Raw genomic sequence first — 23,384 nt, forward strand, 5'->3', positions numbered from 1 at the left:
GCGAGTCACGGAAGGCCGCGCGCCCGCGGAACACCGGCCGGGGACCACCGGCGGCCCCCGCGAGGAGCGGGTATGAACCAGGTCCGGCATGTCCCGGTGATGCTCCAGCGGTGCCTCGATCTGCTGGCGCCCGCGCTCACGGAACCCGGCGCGGTCGTCGTGGACTGCACCCTCGGCCTCGGCGGCCACAGCGAGGCGCTGCTCAGCGCCTTCCCCGCCGTACGGCTGATCGCCCTCGACCGCGACCAGGAGGCCCTGCGGCTCTCCGGTGAGCGGCTCGCCCCGTACGCGGACCGCGCGACGCTCGTACACGCCGTCTACGACGAACTGCCCGAGGTGCTCGGCGAGCTGGGCACCCCCCGCGTCCAGGGTGTCCTCTTCGACCTCGGTGTCTCCTCGATGCAGCTCGACGAGGCGGACCGCGGCTTCGCCTACGCCCAGGACTCCCCGCTCGACATGCGGATGGACCAGACGGCGGGAGTCAGCGCCGCCGAGGTCCTCAACACCTATCCGCCCGGTGAACTGGTGCGGATCCTGCGCGCCTACGGCGAGGAGAAGCAGGCCAAGCGAATCGTCTCCGCGGTCGTCAGGGAACGGGAGAAGGAACCCTTCACCCACAGCGCCCGGCTGGTCGAACTGATCCGTGACGCCCTGCCCCAGGCGGCCAAACGCACCGGCGGCAACCCCGCCAAACGCACCTTCCAGGCCCTGCGTATCGAGGTCAACGGAGAGCTCGCCGTCCTGGAGCGGGCGATCCCGGCGGCCGTGGGAAGCCTCGCCGTCGGCGGCCGGATCGCCGTCCTCTCCTACCACTCGCTGGAGGACCGCCTCGTCAAGCAGGTCCTCGCCGCAGGCGCCGCCACCACCGCGCCGCCGGGACTGCCCGTCGTCCCCGAGCGCTACCAGCCCCGACTGAAACTGCTCACCCGCGGCGCCGAACTCCCCACGGAGGAAGAGGTCGCCGAGAACCGCCGGGCCGCTCCGGCCCGGCTGCGGGGGGCGCAGCGGATCCGGGAGGACGTTCTGTGAGCGGACCGGCCAAGCAACTGAAGGGGCGGGCGGCCCGGCTCGCCCAGCTCATGCCCGCCGGATCCAGTTCGGCGGCCCGCACCCCCTTCGTCCTGCTGGTCGTGCTGCTCCTCGGCGGCGGACTGATCACCCTGCTGCTGCTGAACTCCGCCCTCAACGAGGGTTCGTTCCGGCTGAGCGAACTCAAGAAGCGGACCACCGACCTCACCGACGAACAGCAGGCCCTGCAGAAGGACGTGGACGCCTACTCCGCGCCGTACGCGCTGGAGCGGCGGGCCCGCGAGCTGGGCATGGTGCCCGGCGGCAGCCCCGCCTTCCTCAATCCCGACGGCACGGTCCGGGGAGTCCCCGGCGGGAGCGACGTACTGGGTCCGGCGGAGCCGGTACCGCTCTCCGTGCAGCCGTCCGCGATGGAGCAGGTACCGCCGGTGGTCCCCGCGCCGACGTCCGTCGTCCCCTCCGCCCCGGCTCCGGCCGTCCCCCCGGTCCCCGCCCCGCCCGCACCGGTCCTGCCCTCGGCCACGGCGCCTGCCACGGCCGGGGCGCCCGTACCGGTGCCCCAGGTGTCTCCGTACGTCTCCGCGGGGGTGCGGCAGGCTCCCGCGCCGGCCCCCGGAACTCCGGCCCCGACGACCTCCGGCAGGTGACCCAGTGTCCTCCAAGGAACCACCGCGCCGCCGGCTGCCCGGCCCCGCGCGTCCGGGCAGTCCCGCGCGGCCGGGCGGCGCGGACCGGAACCGGCCTGCCGGGCGGCCTCCCGCCCGCCGGCCACGCGCCGGAGCCCCCGCGCCGCAGCGGATCCGGCTGGGCAGCCCCCGCCCCCGGCTGCGTCTGGTCAGCCTCGCCCTGACCCTGATCATGCTGGTGTTCGTCGTCCGGCTGCTCCAGGTACAGGCTGTCGACGCGAGCGCCTACGCCGCCAAGGCGGAGAAGAGCCGCTATCTCAGCCACAAGATCGACGCGGAGCGCGGCGAGATCACCGACCGCTCCGGGATCGCGCTCGCCACCAGCGTCGACGCGTACGACATCACCGCCGACCCGTATATGTTCACCCGCGAGTTCAGCAAGATCTCCGACGCCCCCGAGAAGGCGGCGGCGCTGCTCGCCCCGATCCTCGGCGCCGAGACCGGCACCCTGGTGAAGAAGCTCAGGACCCCCAAGTCCCGCTACGCCGTCCTGGCCCACCGCCAGACCCCCCAGGTCTGGAACCAGATCAAGGACCTCAAGAGCGTCCTCGCCCAGAAGGCGAGCAAGGAGCAGGAGGCCGGCGAGCAGGCGGCGGCCGAGGACGACGGCACGACGGGCGGCGCGGGTGGCACCGGCGTCAGTGTGCTGGCCGGTGTCTTCCAGGAGGCCAGCAGCAAGCGGGTGTACCCCAACGGTGATCTCGCCGCCGGGATACTGGGGTATGTCAACGCCGCGGGCCATGGCGCGGGCGGTGTCGAGTCCATGCTCGACAAGGAGCTCGCGGGCGAGGACGGCGAGGTCACCTACGCCCAGTCCGGCGGCCGCCGTGTGCCCACCGCGAGCTCCCGGGAGAAGCCGGCGGTGCCCGGCTCCGACATCGAGCTGACCATCGACCGGGACATCCAGTGGGCGGCCCAGCAGGCCATCTCGGAGCAGGTCCGCACCTCCAAGGCGGACCGCGGCTATGTGATGGTCCAGAACACCAGGACCGGTGAGGTCCTCGCCATGGCCAACGCCCCCGGCTTCGACCCCAACGACCTCTCCCAGGCCGACACCGCCGCCATGGGCAACGCGGCCCTCCAGGACGTGTACGAGCCCGGCTCCACCAGCAAGGTCATGTCCATGGCCGCCGTACTGGAGGAGAAGGCCGCCACCCCGAGCACCCATGTCGTCGTCCCCAACCGGCTGCACCGCGGCGACCGGCTCTTCAAGGACGACATCGACCACCCGACCTGGTATCTGACGCTCAACGGCGTCCTCGCCAAGTCCTCCAACATCGGCACCATCCTGGCGACCGGCCAGCTCGGCAAAACGCAGCCCGAGGCCAACAAGGTCCTCCACTCGTATCTGACCAAGTTCGGCATCGGCCGGCCCACCGGCCTGGACTACCCGGGCGAGACCCAGGGCATCCTCGCCAAACCCGAGGACTGGTCCACCTCGCAGCAGTACACGATCCCCTTCGGCCAGGGCCTCTCGCTCAACGCCATGCAGGCCGCCTCGGTCTACTCGACCATCGCCAACGGCGGTGTGAGGATCGAACCCACGCTCATCCGCGGTACGACAGGACCCGACGGACGCTTCACCCCCGCGCCCGCGCCCAAGAAGACCCGCGTGGTCAGCGAGAAGACCGCGAAGACGGTCGCCACCATGCTGGAGTCGGTCGTCGGCAACGAGGAGGGCACGGGCACCAAGGCCCGTATCCCCGGCTACCGCGTCGCCGGCAAGACCGGTACGGCCAACCGGGTCGACCCCGACCTGGGCCGCTACAAGGGCTACACCGCATCCTTCGCGGGCTTCGCGCCCGCCGACGATCCGCAGATCACGGTCTACTGCGCCATCCAGAACCCGACCAAGGGCAGCTACTTCGGCGGCCAGATCTGTGGACCCATCTACAAAAAGGTCATGGAGTTCGCTCTCAAGACCCTGCAGGTCGAACCGACCGGCAGTAACCCAGCCAGGCTGCCGGTGACCTTCAAACCCGGCGAGTGACCCCAGGGAAAGCGCCAGTGACAACGATCACCCCCGATTCGGGGAACCACCCGGAACGCGCCGCGCAGGAGCCCCCCTCACTTGGCCCGCGGCCCGCGGAGCCCGGTACGCTCACCGCCGTGCCACAAGCTGATCAGTACCACCGAACCACCCCTGAGGACGCCCCTGTGAATCAGCCGGGGACGCCCCGCCCGGAACGGGTCCGCCCGACCTCCCTCGCGGAGCTGGCGGCCCGGCTGGGAGCCGAGGCACCGGGCCCGGGGGAGGTGGCGCGGCCGGCGGCGGAAGCGGGCCCCGGCAGGTCCGCGGCCCGCGGGGAGGCGACCGGCATCACCCATGACTCGCGCGCGGTACGCCCGGGAGACGTGTACGCCGCCCTGCCCGGCGCCCGCTTCCACGGCGCCGACTTCGCCGCCCAGGCCGCCGACCTCGGGGCCTCCGTCATCCTCACCGATCCGGCCGGCGCCGAGCGCGCCAGGGCCACCGGACTGCCCGTCCTGGTCGTCCCCGACCCACGCGGCAGCATGGGGGAACTCGCCGCCGAGATCTACGGACACCCCGGCCCCGATCTGCTCCAGATCGGTATCACCGGCACCTCGGGCAAGACCACCACGGCGTATCTCGTCGAGGGCGGACTGCGCGGCGCGGGCCGTCGTACGGGTCTGATCGGCACCGTGGAGATGCGGATCGGCGACGAGCGCATCAAGTCGGAGCGCACCACCCCGGAGGCCACCGACCTCCAGGCGCTCTTCGCCGTCATGCGCGAGCGCGGTGTCGACTCCGTCGCCATGGAGGTCTCCAGCCACGCCCTGGTGCTCGGCCGGGTCGACGGCTGTGTCTTCGACGTCGCCGTCTTCAACAACCTCAGCCCGGAGCACATGGAGTTCCACTCCGGGATGGAGGACTACTTCCAGGCGAAGGCACGGCTGTTCACCCCGGAGCGCAGCAGGGCCGGTGTCGTGAACTTCGACGACGCCTACGGCCGCAGGCTCGCGGTCGAGGCGGCCGTCCCCGTCACCACCTTCTCCGCCGAGGGCCATCCGGACGCCGACTGGCACGCCGAGGACGTCGTGGTCGGCTCGCACGGCTCCACCTTCACCGCGGTCGGCCCCAGGGGCGAGCGCGTCCGGGCCGAGGCGCCGCTGCCAGGACCGTTCAACGTCGCCAACACCCTGGCCGCGGTGGTCACCCTGGCCGTCGCCGGGATCGACCCGCACACCGCCGCCGACGGCATCGCCGCGGTGCCCGGGGTGCCGGGCCGGCTGGAGCGGGTGGACGCGGGCCAGCCCTATCTCGCCGTCGTCGACTACGCCCACAAGACGGACGCCGTCGAATCGGTCCTGCGCTCCCTGCGCAAGGTCACCAAGGGCAAGGTGCATATCGTCCTCGGCTGCGGCGGCGACCGCGACGAGAGCAAACGCGGGCCCATGGGAGCGGCCGCCGCCCGGCTCGCCGACACCGCCGTACTGACCTCGGACAACCCCCGCTCGGAGGACCCGCTCGCGATCCTCGCCGCGATGCTGGCGGGCGCCGCCGAGGTACCGGTCCATGAGCGGGGCGATGTGCTGGTCGACGCCGACCGTGCCTCCGCGATCACCGCCGTGGTCTCCCGCGCGCGCGCCGACGACACCGTACTGGTCGCGGGCAAGGGCCATGAGCAGGGCCAGGACATCGCCGGAGTGGTACGCGCCTTCGACGACCGCCAGGTCCTGCGCGAGGCCATCGAGAGCTCCCTGCGGCACGAGCCGGGGCAGGAGCCCGGCCATGACCACCGCGGCGAGCCACGCCAAGAGCAGCGCCATGAGCACCGCCACGAGAACAACAGTCAGGGATGACCCAGTGATCGCCCTCTCCCTCGCCGAGATCGCCGCCATCGTCGGCGGGCAGCCGCACGACATACCGGACCGGTCCGTCCGGGTCACCGGATCCGTCGTGTACGACTCCCGCGCGGTGGAGCCCGGCAGCCTCTTCGCCGCCTTCGCCGGCGAGCGCGTCGACGGTCACGACTACGCGGAGCGCGCCGTCGCGGCGGGCGCGGTGGCCGTCCTGGCCACCCGCCCCGTCGGTGTGCCCGCCGTGGTCGTCGACGATGTCGTCCAGGCCCTCGGCGCCCTCGCCCGCGCCGTCGTCGAACGCCTCGGCGCCACCACCGTCGCCCTCACCGGCTCGGCCGGCAAGACCAGCACCAAGGATCTGATCGCACAGCTTCTGAGCCGCCTCGGGCCCACCGTCTGGCCCGAAGGCAATCTCAACAACGAGATCGGTCTCCCGGTGACGGCTCTGCGGGCCGTCGAGGACACCCGCTACCTCGTTCTCGAAATGGGCGCCAGATACGTCGGTGACATCCGCTATCTCACCGGGCTCGTGCCACCCAGGATCGGCCTCGTACTGAACGTCGGCACCGCCCACATCGGGGAGTTCGGCGGCCGTGAGCGGATCGCCGAGGCCAAGGGCGAGATGGTGGAGTCCCTCCCGTCCGCGGCCGAGGGCGGCGTGGCCGTGCTCAACGCCGACGATCCGCTCGTACGCGCCATGACATCGCGCACCAAGGCCCGCGTCCTGCTGTTCGGAGAGGCGGGCGAAGCAGACGTACGGGCAGAGAACGTCCGTCTCACCGGGACCGGACAGCCCACTTTCCTGCTTCGAACACCCTCCGGGTGCAGGGACGTGACACTGCGGCTGTACGGTGAGCACCACGTGTCGAACGCGCTCGCCGCGGCCGCCGTCGCCCATGAGTTGGGCATGTCCGTCGACGAGATCGCCGTGGCGCTCTCCGAGGCGGGAACCCTCTCCCGCTGGCGTATGGAGGTCACCGAGCGCGCGGACGGCGTGACGATCGTCAACGACGCCTACAACGCGAATCCCGAATCCATGAGAGCGGCGCTCCGTGCGCTGGTCGCCATGGGCGGTGCCTCACGGGCCGCGGGGGGCCGTACGTGGGCGGTGCTCGGCCCGATGGCCGAGCTGGGGGACGACTCGCTCGCCGAGCACGACGCGGTCGGACGGCTCGCCGTCCGGCTCAACGTCAGCAAGCTCGTGGCAGTCGGGGGCAGGGAAGCGTCCTGGCTGCAATTGGGCGCTTACAACGAGGGTTCGTGGGGTGAGGAGTCGGTGCACGTGTCCGACGCGCGGGCGGCGGTCGACCTGTTGCGCAGTGAGCTGCGTCCGGGAGACGTCGTGCTGGTGAAGGCTTCCAGGTCGGCCGGTCTTGAACGGGTCGCCCTGGCACTGCTCGAAAGCGCCAGCGAGGGCGAGGTCGCCGGCCGATGAGGCAGATCCTCTTCGCGGGAGCCATCGGGCTCTTCCTGACCCTGATCGGCACACCGCTGCTGATCAAGCTCCTGGCCCGCAAGGGATACGGGCAGTTCATCCGGGACGACGGCCCGCGTACGCATGGCAGCAAGAAGGGCACGCCCACCATGGGCGGTATCTCCTTCATCATCGCCACCCTGATCGCCTACGCCCTGGCGAAGGTGATCACCGGCGAGGATCCGACGTTCTCCGGTGTGCTGGTCCTCTTCCTGATGGCCGGTATGGGGCTCGTGGGGTTCCTGGACGACTACATCAAGATCGTGAAACAGCGTTCGCTGGGTCTGCGGGCCAAGGCGAAGATGGCGGGCCAGCTGATCGTCGGTATCGCCTTCGCGGTGCTGTCGCTCCAGTTCGCCGACTACCGCGGCAACACCCCCGCCTCCACCAGGCTGTCGTTCATCATGGACTTCGGCTGGTCGATCGGCCCGGTGCTGTTCGTGGTCTGGGCGCTCTTCATGATTCTCGCGATGTCCAACGGTGTGAATCTCACCGACGGTCTGGACGGTCTGGCCACCGGCGCCTCGGTGATGGTCTTCGGCGCGTACACCTTCATCGGGCTCTGGCAGTTCCAGGAGTCCTGTGCCAACGCGATCACCCTGACCAATCCCAACGCCTGTTTCGAGGTACGGGATCCGCTCGATCTCGCGGTCGTCGCCTCCGCCCTGATGGGCTCGTGCTTCGGCTTCCTGTGGTGGAACACCTCACCCGCCAAGATCTTCATGGGTGACACCGGTTCGCTCGCGCTCGGCGGCGCGCTCGCGGGTCTCGCGATCTGCTCCCGTACGGAGTTCCTGATCGCCCTCCTCGGCGGTCTGTTCGTGATGATCACGATGTCCGTGGTCATCCAGGTCGGCTCCTTCAAGATGACCGGCAAGCGGGTCTTCCGGATGGCGCCACTCCAGCACCACTTCGAACTCAAGGGGTGGTCCGAAGTCCTTGTGGTGGTCCGGTTCTGGATCATCCAGGGCATGTGTGTGATCGTGGGTCTGGGGCTCTTCTACGCGGGCTGGGCGGCCGAGAAGTGAACTGGCACGGCAAGCGGGTCACCGTCGCGGGTCTCGGGATCTCCGGGGTCCCGGCGGCCCGGGTCCTGCGCGGACTCGGCGCCGAGGTCACCGTCGTCAACGACGGGGACGACGAGGGCGCCCGCGCCCAGGCGGCCGAGCTGGAGAAGCTCGGGATCACGGTGCGTCTCGGCGACGGGGCGACCCTGCCCGAGGCCACCGAGCTGATCGTCACCGCCCCCGGCTGGCGGCCGGACAAACCCCTCTTCACGGCCGCCGCCGCGGCCGGTGTGGAGATCTGGGGCGATGTCGAGCTGGCCTGGCGGCTGCGCGGTCCGGGGGCCGCCCCCTGGCTCGCGGTCACCGGCACCAACGGCAAGACCACGACCGTCAGGATGCTCGCCTCGATCCTGGCGGCGGCGGGGCTGCGCACCGCGGCCGTCGGCAACATCGGGGTCTCGCTGCTGGACGCCGTCACCGGCGAGGAGACGTACGACGTCCTCGCCGTCGAACTGTCCAGCTACCAGCTCCACTGGGCGCCGAGTCTGCGCGCCCACTCCGCGGCGGTGCTCAATCTCGCGCCCGACCATCTCGACTGGCACGGCTCGATGGAGGCGTACGCCACCGACAAGGGCCGTATCTACGAGGGCAATACCGTCGCCTGTGTCTACAACGCGGCCGACCCCGCCACCGAGGAACTGGTGCGGGCGGCCGATGTCGAGGAGGGCTGCCGGGCGATCGGCTTCACGCTCGGCACCCCCGGGCCCTCCCAACTGGGCGTCGTGGACGGCATCCTGGTCGACCGCGCCTTTGTCGAGAACCGCCGGGAGCGCGCCCAGGAGCTGGCCCAGGTCTCCGATGTCCAGCCGCCGGCGCCGCACAACATCGCCAACGCGCTCGCCGCGGCGGCCCTGGCCCGCGCCTTCGGTGTCGGGCCGGCCGCCGTACGCGACGGACTGCGCTCCTTCCGCCCCGATCCGCACCGGATCGAACATGTCGCGGAGGTCGCCGGAATCACCTACGTCGACGACTCCAAGGCCACCAACACCCATGCCGCCGAGGCCTCCCTGGCGGCGTACGACCCGATCGTCTGGATCGCCGGAGGTCTCGCCAAGGGCGCGACCTTCGACGAACTCGTCACGGCGTCGGCGAAGCGGCTGCGCGGGGTCGTCCTGATCGGCGCCGACCGCGCGCTGATCGGGGAAGCCCTCGCGCGACACGCCCCCGAAGTCCCGGTCGTGGACCTCGACCGGACCGACACTGGGGCGATGTCGGCGGCGGTCCGCGAAGCGGCACGGCTCGCACAGCCGGGGGACACGGTACTGATGGCCCCGGCCTGCGCCTCGATGGACATGTTCGCCAACTACAACAAGCGAGGCGAGGCGTTCGCGGACGCGGTACACGCACTCGCCGCCGAGCACGCCTGACCGGCCCGGCCCTCGTGCCGGGCCGTCCCGGGGCCGCGACACCCGTGGTGACCCCGCGGGCCCCGGATCCCCGGCAGCCGCGCCAGGCACGACTGGAGGGGACAGCGACGATGCCGGCCGACGACACCGCGGACCGAAGGCCCGTCCGGCGGATCTTCACGGACCCGCGCCGCCGGGAGGGCCCAGGCCCCGGCGGCGGACCGTATCCCGCCGCGGGCCAGGGACCGTCCGGGTACGGAAGGTACGGCGACGGCGGATACGGCGGCCCCGGGGACGGTGTCCCGTCCCATGACGCGCGCCACCGGACCCCCGCAGCAGGCAGGTCCGGTCCGCCGCGGCCGTCGGGACGGCCCCCGGGGCCGCGTCCCGCGCTCCACCGCTGGGGTCTGACGGGCGGGCCCGTGCTCGCGGGCCCGCCCGTCGGCCACACCGCCCGGAGCCCCGCAGCGGCCCGTCCAGGGCCCCTGGCCGGGCTCGGACAGGGTCTCGCGCTGCGCGGCAGGGCGGTGGGAGCCGCCGTCCGCCGTCCGCCCTCCGCGCGCCGTGCGAGCGCCAGGACGGGCGCCCCCCGCCCGCCCCGGGGCGGCGGGCCCAGACGGCTGTACGAGCGGGCACGCCGCGCCTGGGACCGGCCGCTGACCGCGTACTACCTGATCCTCGGCAGCGGTCTGCTGATCACCCTGCTCGGTCTGGTGATGGTGTACTCCGCGTCGATGATCTACGCGCTCCAGCTCTCGCTGCCGTCCACCTACTTCTTCCGCAAGCAGTTCCTCGCGGTGGTCCTCGGCACCGGACTGCTCCTGCTCGCCTCCCGGATGCCGGGCAAGCTCCACCGGGCGCTGTCCTATCCGCTGCTGGTCGGCGCCGTCTTCCTGATGGTGCTCGTGCAGGTCCCCGGGATAGGGCGGTCCGTCAAGGGCAACCAGAACTGGATCTATCTGGGCGGCCCGTTCCAGCTCCAGCCCAGCGAGTTCGCCAAGCTCGCGCTGATCCTGTGGGGCGCCGATCTGCTCGCCCGCAAACAGGACAAGAGACTGCTGTCCCAGTGGAAGCATCTGCTGGTGCCGCTCGTGCCCGTGGCGTTCATGCTGCTCGGACTGATCATGCTCGGCGGCGACATGGGTACGGCGATCATCCTGACCGCCATCCTCTTCGGTCTGCTCTGGCTCGCGGGCGCCCCCACCAGGCTCTTCGCCGGGGTGCTCGCCATCGCGGGCCTGGTCGGCTTCGTGCTGATCAAGACCAGCGAGAACCGGCTCTCCCGGTTCGCGTGCATCGGCGCGACCGATCTCGGCCCGGAGGGCGAGTGCTGGCAGGCGGTCCACGGAATCTACGCCCTCGCCTCCGGAGGATGGTTCGGATCCGGCCTCGGCGCGAGTGTGGAAAAGTGGGGCCAACTGCCCGAACCGCACACCGACTTCATTTTCGCCATCACCGGGGAGGAACTGGGGCTGGCGGGGACGCTGTCGGTACTCGCCCTCTTCGCGGCTCTAGGCTATGCGGGTATCCGCGTGGCCGGACGCACGGAGGATCCCTTCGTGAGGTATGCCGCGGGAGGTGTGACCACCTGGATCGCGGCGCAGGCCGTGGTCAACATCGGTGCGGTGCTCGGTCTGCTGCCGATCGCCGGAGTCCCGCTCCCGCTGTTCTCCTACGGAGGGTCGGCCCTGCTGCCGACCATGTTCGCCGTCGGGCTGCTGATCGCGTTCGCGCGGGAGGATCCCGCCGCGAAGGCGGCCCTGGCCATGCGGCGGCCCGGGGTGAGATGGAAGACGATGAGACGGCGCGTCAAGAAGCGTCCGTCCGGAGAGCGGTGAATTTCGGTGCATGTCGTACTCGCCGGTGGGGGGACCGCCGGCCACATCGAGCCCGCGCTCGCCCTCGCGGACGCCCTGCGGAGGCAGGACCCCACCGTGGGGATCACGGCCCTCGGCACGGAGCGCGGACTGGAGACCAGGCTCGTCCCCGAACGCGGCTACGAGCTGGGGCTGATCCCCGCCGTACCGCTGCCGCGCAGGCCCACACCGGAGCTGATCACCGTCCCCGGGCGGCTGCGCGGCACCATCAAGGCGGCCGAGCAGATCCTGGAGCGCACCAAGGCCGACTGCGTGGTGGGCTTCGGCGGCTATGTCGCCCTGCCCGGCTATCTCGCGGCGAAGCGGCTCGGAGTGCCGATCATCGTCCATGAGGCCAACGCCAGGCCGGGGCTGGCCAACAAGATCGGTTCGCGGTACGCGGCCGGGGTGGCCGTCTCCACACCGGACAGCAAGCTGCGGGGCGCCCGGTACATCGGTATCCCGCTGCGCCGTACGATCGCCACCCTCGACCGGGCGCGGGTGCGTCCCGAGGCGCGCGCCGCCTTCGGGCTCGACCCCAATCTGCCGACGCTGCTGGTCTCCGGCGGCTCGCAGGGCGCACGCCGGCTCAACGAGGTGATCCAGCAGATCGCTCCGGTGCTCCAGCGCTCCGGTATCCAGATCCTGCACGCGGTCGGTCCCAAGAATGAAATGCCGCGCGTGGACAACATGCCCGGAATGCCGCCCTATATCCCGGTACCGTATGTGGACCGGATGGATCTCGCGTACGCCGCGGCCGACATGATGCTCTGCCGCGCGGGCGCGATGACCGTCGCCGAACTCTCCGCCGTCGGGCTGCCCGCCGCTTATGTCCCGTTGCCGATCGGCAACGGCGAACAGCGGCTCAACGCCCAGCCGGTGGTGAAGGCCGGCGGCGGCCTGCTGGTCGACGACGCCGAACTGACTCCCGAGTGGGTGCAGAGCCAGGTCCTTCCGGTGCTCTCCGATCCGCACCGGTTGTACGAGATGTCCCGCGCGGCCGCCGAGTTCGGCCGCAGGGACGCCGATGATCTGCTGGTCGGCATGGTGTACGAGGCGATCGCCGCACGCCGTCAGGCGTAGGGAGGCAGGGGAGAGTGGCCGGACCGACGACCGCCGAGCGCGGCGCACGACCGCGTTCGAAGTCCGGCCGCCCTCCCGGGGAGTCGGCGGCCCGCCGCTTCCGGCGGCCGGGCCGGCGGCTGATGATCGTACTGATCATGGCGAGCGTGCTGCTCGCGGGCGGCACCTGGGCGCTGTACGGCTCGAACTGGCTGAGGGTCGAGCGGGTGACCGCATCGGGTACCGGGGTGCTGACCCGCGCGCAGGTGAAGGCCGCCGCGGCCGTACCGGTCGGGGCTCCGCTGATCTCCGTGGACACGGACGGGATCGAGGCCAGGCTCCGGCGGAAGCTGCCGCGTATCGACTCGGTCGAGGTGGCTCGTTCCTGGCCCCATGGAATCAGTCTGAAAGTGATCGAACGAAAGCCCGTCCTGCTTATCGAAAAGGGCGCAAAGTTCATCGAAGTGGACGGAGGCGGCGTACGTTTCGCCGAGGTGGAGAAGGCGCCCGCCGGCGTCCCCCGCCTTGAATTGACGGTGGACCGGACAGCGGCCCCCCGGCGCTTCGGAACCGACCGGCTGATCCTCGAAGCGGTACGCGCCAGAAGTGAACTCCCCCGGAAAGTGGCCGGGGACACCAGGAGGATCAGGGTCCGTTCGTACGACTCGATCTCCTTGGAGCTGACCGGCGGCCGTACGGTGATGTGGGGAAGCGCCGAGGACGGCGCGGCCAAGGCGCGTGCGCTCACCGCTCTGATGAAAGCGGCCCCCAAGGCCGCGTACTTCGATGTAAGTGCTCCCACCGCGCCTGCCGCGTCCGGGAGTTGACGGACATATGCGCTGGCCAGCACCCTGGTTGGTCAGCGCTATGGGTGATCACATAGGGTGAAAAGAAAAACGGGAGGTTCGGCGTGTTCGTTGAACGTGCGCCACTTGTCGACTTAGTGTCCTGTTCGGAAGAGTCCAAGAAGCGGACACACTGGTAACCCTGAACTTCAACATCAGGGTTTGGGTCGGCGTTTCGGACCGTCCCATCGGCATCAGTCGTCGCGGCGCCACATCGGCGGAGCGGCGACACGTAACTCGAGGCGAGAGGCCTTCGACGTGGCAGCACCGCAGAACTACCTCGCAGTCATCAAGGTCATCGGTGTCGGCGGCGGTGGTGTCAATGCCATCAACCGAATGATCGAGGTCGGCCTCAAGGGTGTCGAGTTCATCGCGATCAACACCGACGCGCAAGCCCTGTTGATGAGCGACGCCGACGTCAAGCTCGACGTCGGCAGGGAACTCACCCGAGGTCTCGGGGCCGGAGCCAACCCGGCCGTCGGCCGCAAGGCGGCGGAGGACCACCGTGAGGAGATCGAGGAGGTCCTCAAGGGGGCCGACATGGTCTTCGTCACCGCCGGGGAGGGCGGCGGCACCGGCACCGGCGGCGCGCCCGTCGTGGCCAACATCGCCCGCTCGCTCGGGGCTCTCACGATCGGTGTGGTCACCCGCCCGTTCACCTTCGAGGGCCGGCGACGGGCGAACCAGGCGGAGGACGGCATCGCCGAACTCCGCGAAGAGGTCGACACCCTCATCGTCATCCCCAACGACCGGCTGCTCTCCATCTCGGACCGCCAGGTCAGTGTGCTCGACGCGTTCAAGTCGGCCGACCAGGTCCTGCTCTCCGGTGTCCAGGGCATCACCGACCTCATCACCACGCCCGGTCTGATCAACCTCGACTTCGCCGACGTCAAGTCCGTGATGTCCGAGGCGGGCTCGGCGCTCATGGGTATCGGCTCGGCCCGCGGCGACGACCGCGCGGTGGCCGCCGCGGAGATGGCGATCTCCTCGCCGCTCCTCGAAGCGTCCATCGACGGCGCCCGCGGTGTCCTGCTCTCCATCTCCGGCGGCTCGGACCTCGGTCTCTTCGAGATCAACGAGGCGGCCCAGCTGGTGAGCGAGGCGGCCCACCCCGAGGCCAACATCATCTTCGGCGCCGTCATCGACGACGCCCTCGGCGACGAGGTACGGGTCACCGTCATCGCGGCCGGCTTCGACGGCGGACAGCCCCCGGCCCGGCGCGAGACCGTGCTCGGCGCCTCGGGCAAGCGCGACGAGCCGGCCCCGTCCCGCGCGGACAGCGGCCGGTCCACGAGCGGACTCGGCACCGTGCCGCCGCGCGAGGACCGCCAGGCCAAGCACGACCCCGCCCCGGTGGCCAACGAGAAGCCCCTCTCGCCGGTGCACCCGCCGCACGTTCCCCCGGCCCGTCCGTACCAGCAGGACAGCCAGGCCGAAGAGCTGGACGTTCCGGACTTCTTGAAGTGATACGGCAGCACGAGACACTGAGCGGCGCGCACTTCGCCTTCACCGACCGGTGGGGCGGGGTGAGCGCCGCTCCGTATGAGCGGCTCAATCTCGGCGGTGCGGTCGGTGACGACCCCGGGTCCGTGCGGACCAATCGCGAACTCGCCGCGAAGTCGCTGGCGCTCGACCCCGCGCGGGTCGTCTGGATGAACCAGGTGCACGGCCGCGATGTGGCCGTCGTCGAAGGACCGTGGACGAGCGGGGAGATCCCCGCCGTCGACGCGCTCGTCACCGTGCGGCGCGGACTGGCACTCGCCGTACTCACCGCGGACTGCGTTCCCGTACTGCTGGCCGACCCGGCCGCCGGGATCGTCGCCGCCGCCCACGCGGGACGTCCCGGTATGGTCGCCGGGGTCGTCCCCGCCGCCGTCGAGGCGATGATCGCGCTCGGCGCCGAACCCTCCAGGATCACCGCCCGTACCGGCCCCGCCGTCTGCGGACGCTGCTACGAAGTCCCGGCGGCGATGCGGGACGAGGTGGCCGCCGCGGTACCGGAGGCCTGGTCCGAGACGAGCTGGTCCACCCCGGCCGTCGATGTCGTCGCCGGGGTGCACGCGCAGCTCGCGGCCCTGGGGGTCACGGACCGGCAGCGCTCCGCGGCCTGCACACTGGAGTCGGACGACCATTACTCGTACCGCCGCGACCGCACGACCGGGCGGCTCGCCGGATATGTCTGGCTGGACTGATAGCGCATGAACGACCGCAGAACCGAACTCGCGGCGAATCTCGCCACGGTGGAGGAACGTATCGTCTCCGCCTGTGCGGCAGCGGGCCGCAAGCGGGAGGAGGTGAATCTGATCGTGGTCACCAAGACCTACCCGGCGAGCGATGTACGGCTGCTCCATGAACTCGGCGTACGGCAGGTGGCCGAGAACCGCGATCAGGACGCCGCCCCCAAAGCTGCTGATTGTGTGGATTTGTCACTTACGTGGCACTTTGTCGGTCAGTTGCAGACGAACAAGGTCCGTTCCGTCGTCACTTACGCGGATGTCGTGCAGTCCGTCGACCGGATCAAACTGGTCGGGGCGCTCTCGGCGGCAGCCGTCCGCGCGGGGCGCGAGCCGGTCTGTCTGATCCAGGTCGCGCTCGACGCGGAGTCCGGCGCACGCGGGGCGCGCGGCGGTGTGGCGCCCGACGGAATCGAGGAGTTGGCCACGGCGGTGGCCGAGGCACCGGGACTGCGGCTCGGCGGTCTGATGACCGTGGCGCCGCTGGCCGGTCCGTACGCGGGCCGGCAACGGGCGGCGTTCGAGCGGCTGCTGGAATTCTCATCCCGCCTGCGCGCGGACCATCCGGCTGCGAACATGGTCTCGGCAGGGATGAGCTCGGACCTTGAGGACGCCGTGACGGCCGGAGCGACACATGTTCGCGTCGGTACGGCGGTACTCGGAGTCCGACCCCGGCTCGGGTAACGTCGCGAAGCAAGTCGGACCACAGCAGAAAATATGGTCATTTCCGCCGAAAGGTGGACAGACCTAGTGGATCGCGGGCACTTGGTGACGAGGCCGATCCACCACAGAGCGGAGGACTCAGAGCATGGCCGGCGCGATGCGCAAGATGGCGGTCTACCTCGGCCTCGTGGAGGACGATGGGTACGACGGCCGGGGTTTCGACCCCGATGACGATTTCGAACCCGAGCCTGAACCCGAGCGGGAGCACCGGCGCCACCAGCCCGTGCACCAGCAGGAGCGTGAGCGGGAACGGGAGCGGGAAGAGCCGATGCGGGTGGTCCAGCCCCCCGCGCAACGTGAACGCGAGCGCGAACCGGTGTCGCTGGGGGCGGAAATCGGGCGTCCGGCGCGAATCGCCCCCGTGGCATCCATCACACCTGAACGTCCGAGTCTGGAGAAGAACGCACCGGTGATCATGCCCAAGGTTGTGTCCGAGCGGGAGCCCTACCGCATCACCACGTTGCACCCGAGGACCTACAACGAGGCCCGTACCATCGGGGAACACTTCCGCGAGGGCACTCCGGTGATCATGAATCTCACGGAGATGGACGACACCGACGCGAAGCGACTTGTCGACTTTGCCGCGGGACTTGTCTTCGGTCTCCATGGCAGCATTGAGCGGGTGACGCAGAAGGTGTTCCTGCTGTCTCCTGCTAACGTCGATGTCACGGCGGAGGACAAGGCCCGCATCGCAGAGGGCGGGTTCTTCAACCAGAGCTAGGAACACAGCACCGGGAACGACCCGGTCGCGCGGCGGGAACGGCCCGGCGCGGGACCGGACCAAGTGAGCCAGGGGAGAGGGAAGCAGCGGGATGGGCGTCGCACTACAGGTGGTCTACATCGCGCTGATGTGCTTCCTCATCGTGCTTATTTTCCGGTTGGTCATGGACTACGTCTTCCAGTTCGCCCGCTCATGGCAGCCCGGCAAGGCGATGGTGGTCGTTCTGGAGGCCACCTACACTGTCACCGATCCACCGCTCAAGCTTCTTCGGCGGTTCATTCCGCCGTTGCGTCTCGGGGGCGTGGCACTCGACCTGTCCTTCTTCGTTCTGATGATCATCGTCTACATCCTGATCTCGCTGGTGAGCACTCTTGCGAGGGGGATGTGAACGATACGGTCTTGCCGACTGCCGACGACTACGTAGAGGTGAAGAAGAGATGCCATTGACCCCTGAGGACGTGCGGAACAAGCAGTTCACGACCGTCCGCCTCCGAGAAGGCTACGACGAGGACGAGGTCGATGCCTTTCTCGACGAGGTCGAGGCCGAACTGACGCGCCTGCTCCGCGAGAACGAGGATCTGCGCGCGAAGCTGGCCGCCGCGACGCGTGCCGCCGCGCAGAACCAACAGCAGCAGGGCATGCGCAAGCCTCCGGAACAGCAGGACCGTCCCGGTGCCCCTGTCCCCGCCGCCATATCCGGACCGCCGGTTCAGCAGCAGCCGCCGCAGATGGGCCCGCCCCAGCTGCCCGGTGGCGCTCCGCAGCTCCCCGCGGGACCGAGTGGCCACGGTCCGCAGGGTCACGGTCCCCAGGGTCATGACCCGCGCGGCCAGCACGGCCCCGGCCCGATGCAGGGTGGCCCCATGCAGCAGGGCGGTCCCATGCAGGGCGGCCCGATGCAGGGCGGTCCCATGCAGGGTGGTCCCATGCAGGGCGGCCCCATGGGTCAGGGTCCGATGGGTCAGGGCGGTCCCATGCAGGGCGGCCCGATGCAGGGCGGTCCCATGGGTGGACCGATGGGCGGCCCCATGGGCGGCCACGGCCCGCAGATGCAGCAGCCCGGTCAGGGTCCCGGCGGCGACAGCGCCGCGCGGGTGCTCTCGCTCGCCCAGCAGACCGCCGACCAGGCGATCGCCGAGGCGCGCTCCGAGGCGAACAAGATCGTCGGTGAGGCGCGCAGCCGTGCCGAGGGTCTGGAGCGCGACGCGCGCGCCAAGGCGGACGCGCTGGAGCGGGACGCGCAGGAGAAGCACCGTGTCGCGATGGGCTCGCTGGAGTCCGCGCGCGCGACGCTGGAGCGCAAGGTCGAGGATCTGCGCGGCTTCGAGCGCGAGTACCGGACCCGTCTGAAGTCCTACCTGGAGAGCCAGCTCCGTCAGTTGGAGACCCAGGCGGACGACTCGCTGGCCCCGCCGCGTACGCCGGCGACCGCGTCGCTGCCGCCGTCGCCGTCGATGGCTCCGGCCGGAGCGGGTGCGATGGGACACGGCGGTATGGGCGGACCCTCCATGGGTCACGGTGGCCCTTCGGGCCCGTCGTACGGCGGCCAGCAGCAGATGTCCCCGGCGATGACGCAGCCGATGGCACCGGTACGGCCGCAGGCGCCGCAGCCGATGCAGCAGGCGCCTTCGCCGATGCGGGGATTCCTGATCGACGAGGACGACAACTGACGGGGCTCCGCGCGGGTAACGCGTAGCCGTCGGCAGGCAGAAGGGCCGGGCCCGGGGATGATCCCCGGGCCCGGCCCTTGTGTTGTGCGGGACCCGCCGCGCGGGGGTCCTTCCCCGGCCCGGGTCCCGGGGCGCCGGCTTCGCGGCACCCCGGGACCGTCCGCCCGGTCCAGAGGCGGAACCTCCGGGAGGGGGTCAGGACTTGCGGAGGTGGAACGTGAGTTCCAGGGACTCGTCCGTGAACGGGGGGCCGTAGGACGTGTCCGGGGTGCCGGGGGTGAAGGACGTCGCCAGGACCTCGTCCGAGATCAAGGGGGTGTGCTCGGTCAGGGCCTCCGTCGTGGACGGGGACGTCGCCGTCCAGCGGACGGCGATGCGGTCCGCGACATCCAGGCCGCTGTTCTTGCGCGCCTCCTGGATCAGCCGGATCGCGTCACGCGCCAGGCCCGCGAGCCGCAGCTCCGGGGTGATCTCCAGATCGAGGGCGACCGTCGCGCCCGAGTCCGAGGCGACCGACCAGCCCTCGCGGGGGGTCTCCGTGATGATGACCTCCTCCGGGGAGAGGGCCACCGGAGCGCCGTCGACCTCCACCGTCGCCCCGCCCTCGCGCAGGGCCAGCGACAGCGCCGCCGCGTCCGTGTCCGCGATCGCCTTCGCGACCGCCTGGACGCCCTTGCCGAAACGCTTGCCCAGCGCGCGGAAGTTGGCCTTCGCCGTCGTGTCGACCAGTGAGCCGCCCACCTCGGAGAGCGTCGCCAGGGAGGAGACGTTCAGCTCCTCCGTGATCTGGGACCGCAGTTCGGGGGAGAGCGTCTCGAAGCCCGCCGCCGCGATCAGCGCGCGCGAGAGCGGCTGGCGGGTCTTCACACCCGACTCCGCCCGGGTCGCCCGGCCCAGCTCCACCAGCCTGCGCACCAGCGCCATCTGCTGCGAGAGCGCGGGGTCGATCGCCGCGAGATCGGGCTCCGGCCAGCCCGCGAGATGCACCGACTCCACCGCGTCCGGTGTCACCGGCACCACCATGTCCTGCCAGACCCGCTCCGTGATGAACGGGGTCAGCGGGGCCATCAGGCGCGTGACCGTCTCCACCACGTCGTGCAGTGTGCGCAGCGCGGCCTTGTCGCCCTGCCAGAAGCGGCGGCGCGAGCGGCGGACGTACCAGTTGGAGAGGTCGTCCACGAACGCCGAGAGCAGCTTGCCGGTGCGCTGGGTGTCGTAGGTCTCCATGGCCTGTGTGGTCTGGTCGACCAGCGCGTGCAGCTCGCTCAGCAGCCAGCGGTCCAGCAGGGGCCGGTCGGCCGGCGCCGGGTCTTCCTCGCTCGGCGCCCACCCCGACGTACGGGCGTACAGGGCCTGGAAGGCCACGGTGTTCCAGTACGTCAGCAGTGTCTTGCGCACGACCTCCTGGATCGTGCCGTGCCCGACCCGGCGCGCGGCCCACGGGGAGCCGCCGGCCGCCATGAACCAGCGGACCGCGTCCGCGCCGTGCTGGTCCATCAGCGGGATCGGCTGGAGGATGTTGCCCAGATGCTTGGACATCTTCCGGCCGTCCTCGGCGAGGATATGGCCGAGGCAGACGACGTTCTCGTACGACGACTTGTCGAACACCAGCGTGCCGACGGCCATCAGCGTGTAGAACCAGCCCCGCGTCTGGTCGATCGCCTCCGAGATGAACTGCGCCGGGTAGCGCTTCTCGAAGAGATCCTTGTTCTTGTACGGGTAGCCCCACTGCGCGAACGGCATCGAGCCCGAGTCGTACCAGGCGTCGATGACCTCGGGGACGCGGACGGCCTCCAGCGAGCAGCCCTCGGCGGGGCAGGTGAAGGTGACGGCGTCGATGAAGGGACGGTGCGGGTCCAGCCCCGACTGGTCGCTGCCCGTCAGCTCCGTCAGCTCGGCGCGTGACCCCACACAGGTGAGGTGGTTCTCCGGGCAGCGCCAGATGGGCAGCGGGGTGCCCCAGTAGCGGTTGCGGGAGAGCGCCCAGTCGACGTTGTTGTTGAGCCAGTCGCCGTACCGGCCGTGCTTGACCGAGTCCGGGAACCAGTTGGTCTTCTCGTTCTCGTCGAGCAGCCGGTCCTTGATCGCGGTCGTACGGATGTACCAGGACGGCTGCGCGTAGTAGAGGAGCGCGGTGTGGCAGCGCCAGCAGTGCGGGTAGCTGTGCTCGTACGGCACATGCCGGAACAGCAGCCCGCGCTCGCGCAGATCCTCGGTCAGTGCCTCGTCGGCCTTCTTGAAGAAGACTCCGCCGACCAGCGGCAGGTCCTCCTCGAAGGTGCCGTCGGGGCGCACCGGGTTGACGACGGGGAGGCCGTACGCGCGGCAGACCTTCAGGTCGTCCTCACCGAAGGCCGGGGACTGGTGGACCAGACCGGTGCCGTCCTCCGTCGTGACGTACTCGGCGTTGACGACGTAGTGCGCCTCGGTCCCGTCCGGGAAGTCGATCAGGGTGAAGGGACGGTCGTACGTCCAGCGCTCCATCTCGCGGCCGGTGAAGGACTCACCGGTGGGCTCCCAGCCCTCGCCCAGCGCCTTCTCCAGCAGCGGCCGGGCCACGACGAGCTTCTCCTCGCCGTTGGTCGCGACCACATAGGTGACCTCGGGGTGCGCGGCCACGGCGGTGTTCGAGACCAGGGTCCACGGGGTGGTCGTCCAGACCAGCAGGGACGCCTCGCCCGCGAGCGGTCCCGAGGTGAGCGGGAAGCGGACGAAGACCGAGGGGTCGACGATCGTCTCGTACCCCTGCGCCAGCTCGTGGTCGGAGAGACCGGTCTGGTCGCGCGGGCACCACGGGGCCACCCGGTAGTCCTGGACCAGCAGGCCCTTGCCGAAGATCTCCTTCAGCGACCACCAGACGGAGTCGATGTACTCCGGGTCCATCGTGCGGTACGCGTCGTCCAGATCGACCCAGTACCCCATGCGGGTCGTCAGCTCGGTGAAGGCGTCGGTGTGCCGGGTCACGGACTCGCGGCACCTGGCGTTGAACTCGGCGATGCCGTACGCCTCGATGTCCTTCTTGCCGTTGAAGCCCAGCTCCTTCTCCACGGCCAGCTCCACGGGCAGGCCGTGGCAGTCCCAGCCGGCCTTGCGGGCGACGTGGTAGCCGCGCATGGTGCGGAAGCGGGGGAAGACGTCCTTGAAGACGCGGGCCTCGATGTGATGCGCGCCCGGCATACCGTTGGCGGTCGGCGGGCCCTCGTAGAAAACCCACTCGGGGCGGCCCTCGGAGCGTTCGAGGCTCTTGTCGAAGACCTTGCTCTCACGCCAGAAATCGAGCACGGCGTGCTCCAGCGCGGGCAGGTCGACCTGGGCGGGGACCTGGTGGTACTGCGGCGGGGTCACTGGTGTCATGGGGTGCTTCCTCCGGCGGGACTGCGACATCTCCGTCGGAGGGACGAGAGCCTTCGCTCCCGCGGTACCACCCTCCTTGGCCCCGGGCGCGGCCGCCCGCGGCCCCCTCATTGGGGTCGCGCTGCCGGTTCTACTCACCCCGGACGACCAGGGCTTTCTTCCGGCGGCTCCGGGGTGATGCTTCACCTCGCGCTCTGCCCCCGGGCTCGCACCGTCCCCGGGTCGCTCATGGCCGCGTACGACGCTACTCGTCCCCATCCACGCCTTTCGCTGGAGCCCAGTGTACGGGGCGGCGGGGAGCGCGGCCGACCGGTTTCGGCCAGGGGTGCCGTACGGCCGAACGTACGACCCGAATGGTTATTCCGGCCCTTTCGGACTTTGTGGCCGACCGGCGGCGGATTACCCGGCGTCGAGCTGGGCACAACGGATGGAGGCTCGTCTTGTCACGCCATGGGGAGGGCCGAACCGGCGGCGTGCCCCGTTGCCGCGGGGCTGGTGTCGATTTATCGTCCCAGCACGATTCGCGAGCAAGATCACAATATGTGAAGGGGTCGCGGCCATGGTGGTGAAGAAGACCGCCGCGAAGAAGTCGACCGCGGCGGGATCCGCGGCGAGGAGCGCCACCAGGACCACGGCGAAGTCGTCGCCGGCGAAGAAGAAGGCGCCGGCGGGGAAGTCCACCACCGCGAAGACCACCGCGAACAGCACTGTGAAGAAGACCACCGCGAAGAAGACCTCCATGAGGAAGACCGCAACGGAGAAGCCGGCGGCGAAGCAGGCGCCAGCGAAGAAGGCACCGGCCCGGAAGGCACCGGCCCAGAAGGCCGTCGTGAAGAAAACGGCCGCGAAGAGGACGGCCGTGGAGAAGACGGCCTCGAAGAAGGCAGCGAAAAAGGCGCCGGTGAGCAAGGCACCTGCGAAGAAGGCCGCGTCCGCGGCCAAGGGGGCGGCCACGGCCGCGGAACAGACAGGAGCCAAAACGGTGGGAGCCAAGAAGACTGCGGGTGGCAGGAGCACGGCGGCCGGCGAGCCCGCCTCGGTGACCGCGACGGCGGTCTCCACGGCGAGCGCCGCCGCCACGCCCCCCGGGGAGCTGCCCGTACGGCCGGGCGAGGACCCCTGGACCGAGGAGGAGGTCACCGCGGCCCGGGACGAGCTGGAAGGCGAGACCGCACGGCTGACCGCCGAGATCACCTCGTCCGAGACCGCCCTCGTCGGGCTGATGCGGGACTCCGGGGGCGGGGCCGGTGACGACGACGCGGACACCGGCACCAAGAACATCACGCGCGAGCACGAGATGGCGCTCGCCGCCAACGCCCGCGAGATGCTGGAACAGACCGAGCGCGCGCTCCAGCGGCTGGACTCCGGCACCTACGGACTCTGCGAGATCTGCGGCAAGCCCATCGGGAAGGCCCGGATGCAGGCGTTCCCGCGGGCCACCCTGTGCGTGGAGGACAAGCAAAAGCAGGAACGTCGAGGCTGAACGCGTACG

The 23,384-nt window shown here is 70.4% G+C and carries 19 protein-coding genes; 17 read left to right on the plus strand and 2 right to left on the minus strand.

The window, feature by feature from the left end; all coding sequences use genetic code 11:
- Positions 1-72: 72 nt before the first annotated feature.
- The 16 genes from rsmH (at position 73) to OG214_RS28645 (ending at position 18,538) form a co-directional block, all read left to right on the plus strand.
- A complete protein-coding gene (rsmH, locus tag OG214_RS28570) occupies positions 73-1,029 on the plus strand; it encodes a 16S rRNA (cytosine(1402)-N(4))-methyltransferase RsmH (RefSeq protein ID WP_405986365.1) in 957 nt (318 codons plus the stop codon).
- Positions 1,026-1,676, plus strand: a complete 651-nt coding sequence (locus tag OG214_RS28575; RefSeq protein ID WP_363083387.1) for a septum formation initiator family protein — start codon at positions 1,026-1,028, stop codon at positions 1,674-1,676. The genes rsmH and OG214_RS28575 overlap by 4 nt, the downstream gene beginning before the upstream one ends.
- Before the next feature lie 4 nt (positions 1,677-1,680).
- Positions 1,681-3,705: a penicillin-binding transpeptidase domain-containing protein gene (locus tag OG214_RS28580; protein ID WP_363083386.1), complete on the plus strand. Its 2,025-nt coding sequence runs from the start codon at positions 1,681-1,683 to the stop codon at positions 3,703-3,705.
- Positions 3,706-3,872: 167 nt separating this feature from the next.
- Positions 3,873-5,540 carry a UDP-N-acetylmuramoyl-L-alanyl-D-glutamate--2,6-diaminopimelate ligase gene (locus OG214_RS28585; protein WP_405986366.1) on the plus strand — a complete coding sequence of 556 codons (1,668 nt, stop codon included), beginning with the start codon at positions 3,873-3,875 and terminating at the stop codon, positions 5,538-5,540.
- A gap of 4 nt (positions 5,541-5,544) precedes the next feature.
- Positions 5,545-6,975, plus strand: a complete 1,431-nt coding sequence (gene murF, locus OG214_RS28590) for a UDP-N-acetylmuramoyl-tripeptide--D-alanyl-D-alanine ligase (protein WP_363083384.1) — start codon at positions 5,545-5,547, stop codon at positions 6,973-6,975.
- A complete protein-coding gene (gene mraY, locus OG214_RS28595; protein WP_363083383.1) occupies positions 6,972-8,042 on the plus strand; it encodes a phospho-N-acetylmuramoyl-pentapeptide-transferase in 1,071 nt (356 codons plus the stop codon). The genes murF and mraY overlap by 4 nt, the downstream gene beginning before the upstream one ends.
- Positions 8,039-9,448, plus strand: a complete 1,410-nt coding sequence (gene murD / locus OG214_RS28600; protein WP_383040009.1) for a UDP-N-acetylmuramoyl-L-alanine--D-glutamate ligase — start codon at positions 8,039-8,041, stop codon at positions 9,446-9,448. The genes mraY and murD overlap by 4 nt, the downstream gene beginning before the upstream one ends.
- A 464-nt stretch (positions 9,449-9,912) precedes the next feature.
- Positions 9,913-11,265, plus strand: coding sequence for a putative lipid II flippase FtsW (gene ftsW, locus OG214_RS28605; protein ID WP_405987641.1), 1,353 nt, complete (start codon positions 9,913-9,915; stop codon positions 11,263-11,265).
- 6 nt (positions 11,266-11,271) lie between these two features.
- Complete coding sequence (gene murG, locus OG214_RS28610; protein ID WP_363084861.1) at positions 11,272-12,366, plus strand: undecaprenyldiphospho-muramoylpentapeptide beta-N-acetylglucosaminyltransferase; 1,095 nt, start codon at positions 11,272-11,274, stop codon at positions 12,364-12,366.
- A 14-nt stretch (positions 12,367-12,380) separates the two neighbouring features.
- Entirely contained in the window at positions 12,381-13,172 is a 792-nt protein-coding gene (locus OG214_RS28615) for a cell division protein FtsQ/DivIB (RefSeq protein ID WP_405986367.1), read from the plus strand.
- Positions 13,173-13,448: 276 nt separating this feature from the next.
- Entirely contained in the window at positions 13,449-14,657 is a 1,209-nt protein-coding gene (ftsZ, locus tag OG214_RS28620) for a cell division protein FtsZ (RefSeq protein ID WP_363084863.1), read from the plus strand.
- Positions 14,654-15,382, plus strand: coding sequence for a peptidoglycan editing factor PgeF (pgeF, locus tag OG214_RS28625; protein WP_363084864.1), 729 nt, complete (start codon positions 14,654-14,656; stop codon positions 15,380-15,382). Before ftsZ ends, pgeF begins: the two co-directional genes overlap by 4 nt.
- 6 nt (positions 15,383-15,388) lie before the next feature.
- On the plus strand, positions 15,389-16,108 hold the full coding sequence (locus OG214_RS28630; RefSeq protein WP_363084865.1) for a YggS family pyridoxal phosphate-dependent enzyme: 720 nt from the start codon (positions 15,389-15,391) through the stop codon (positions 16,106-16,108).
- A gap of 124 nt (positions 16,109-16,232) precedes the next feature.
- Entirely contained in the window at positions 16,233-16,868 is a 636-nt protein-coding gene (locus OG214_RS28635) for a cell division protein SepF (protein ID WP_066952252.1), read from the plus strand.
- Positions 16,869-16,959: 91 nt separating this feature from the next.
- The gene (locus OG214_RS28640; protein WP_046507963.1) at positions 16,960-17,256 is read left to right on the plus strand and encodes a YggT family protein; all 297 of its coding nucleotides are present in this window, start codon (positions 16,960-16,962) and stop codon (positions 17,254-17,256) included.
- 49 nt (positions 17,257-17,305) lie between these two features.
- The gene (locus tag OG214_RS28645; protein WP_363084866.1) at positions 17,306-18,538 is read left to right on the plus strand and encodes a DivIVA domain-containing protein; all 1,233 of its coding nucleotides are present in this window, start codon (positions 17,306-17,308) and stop codon (positions 18,536-18,538) included.
- 195 nt (positions 18,539-18,733) lie between these two features.
- On the opposite strand, the gene ileS is transcribed toward OG214_RS28645, so the two are convergent.
- A complete protein-coding gene (gene ileS, locus OG214_RS28650; protein WP_405987642.1) occupies positions 18,734-21,883 on the minus strand; it encodes an isoleucine--tRNA ligase in 3,150 nt (1,049 codons plus the stop codon).
- Positions 21,884-22,291: 408 nt separating this feature from the next.
- Entirely contained in the window at positions 22,292-22,801 is a 510-nt protein-coding gene (locus OG214_RS28655; RefSeq protein WP_405986368.1) for a hypothetical protein, read from the minus strand.
- On the opposite strand from OG214_RS28655, the gene OG214_RS28660 reads away from it, so the two are divergent.
- Entirely contained in the window at positions 22,794-23,375 is a 582-nt protein-coding gene (locus OG214_RS28660; protein WP_405986369.1) for a TraR/DksA family transcriptional regulator, read from the plus strand. The genes OG214_RS28655 and OG214_RS28660 overlap by 8 nt on opposite strands.
- Positions 23,376-23,384: the final 9 nt, after the last annotated feature.

The organism is Streptomyces sp. NBC_00872 (assembly GCF_045161915.1).
GTDB lineage: Bacteria > Actinomycetota > Actinomycetes > Streptomycetales > Streptomycetaceae > Streptomyces.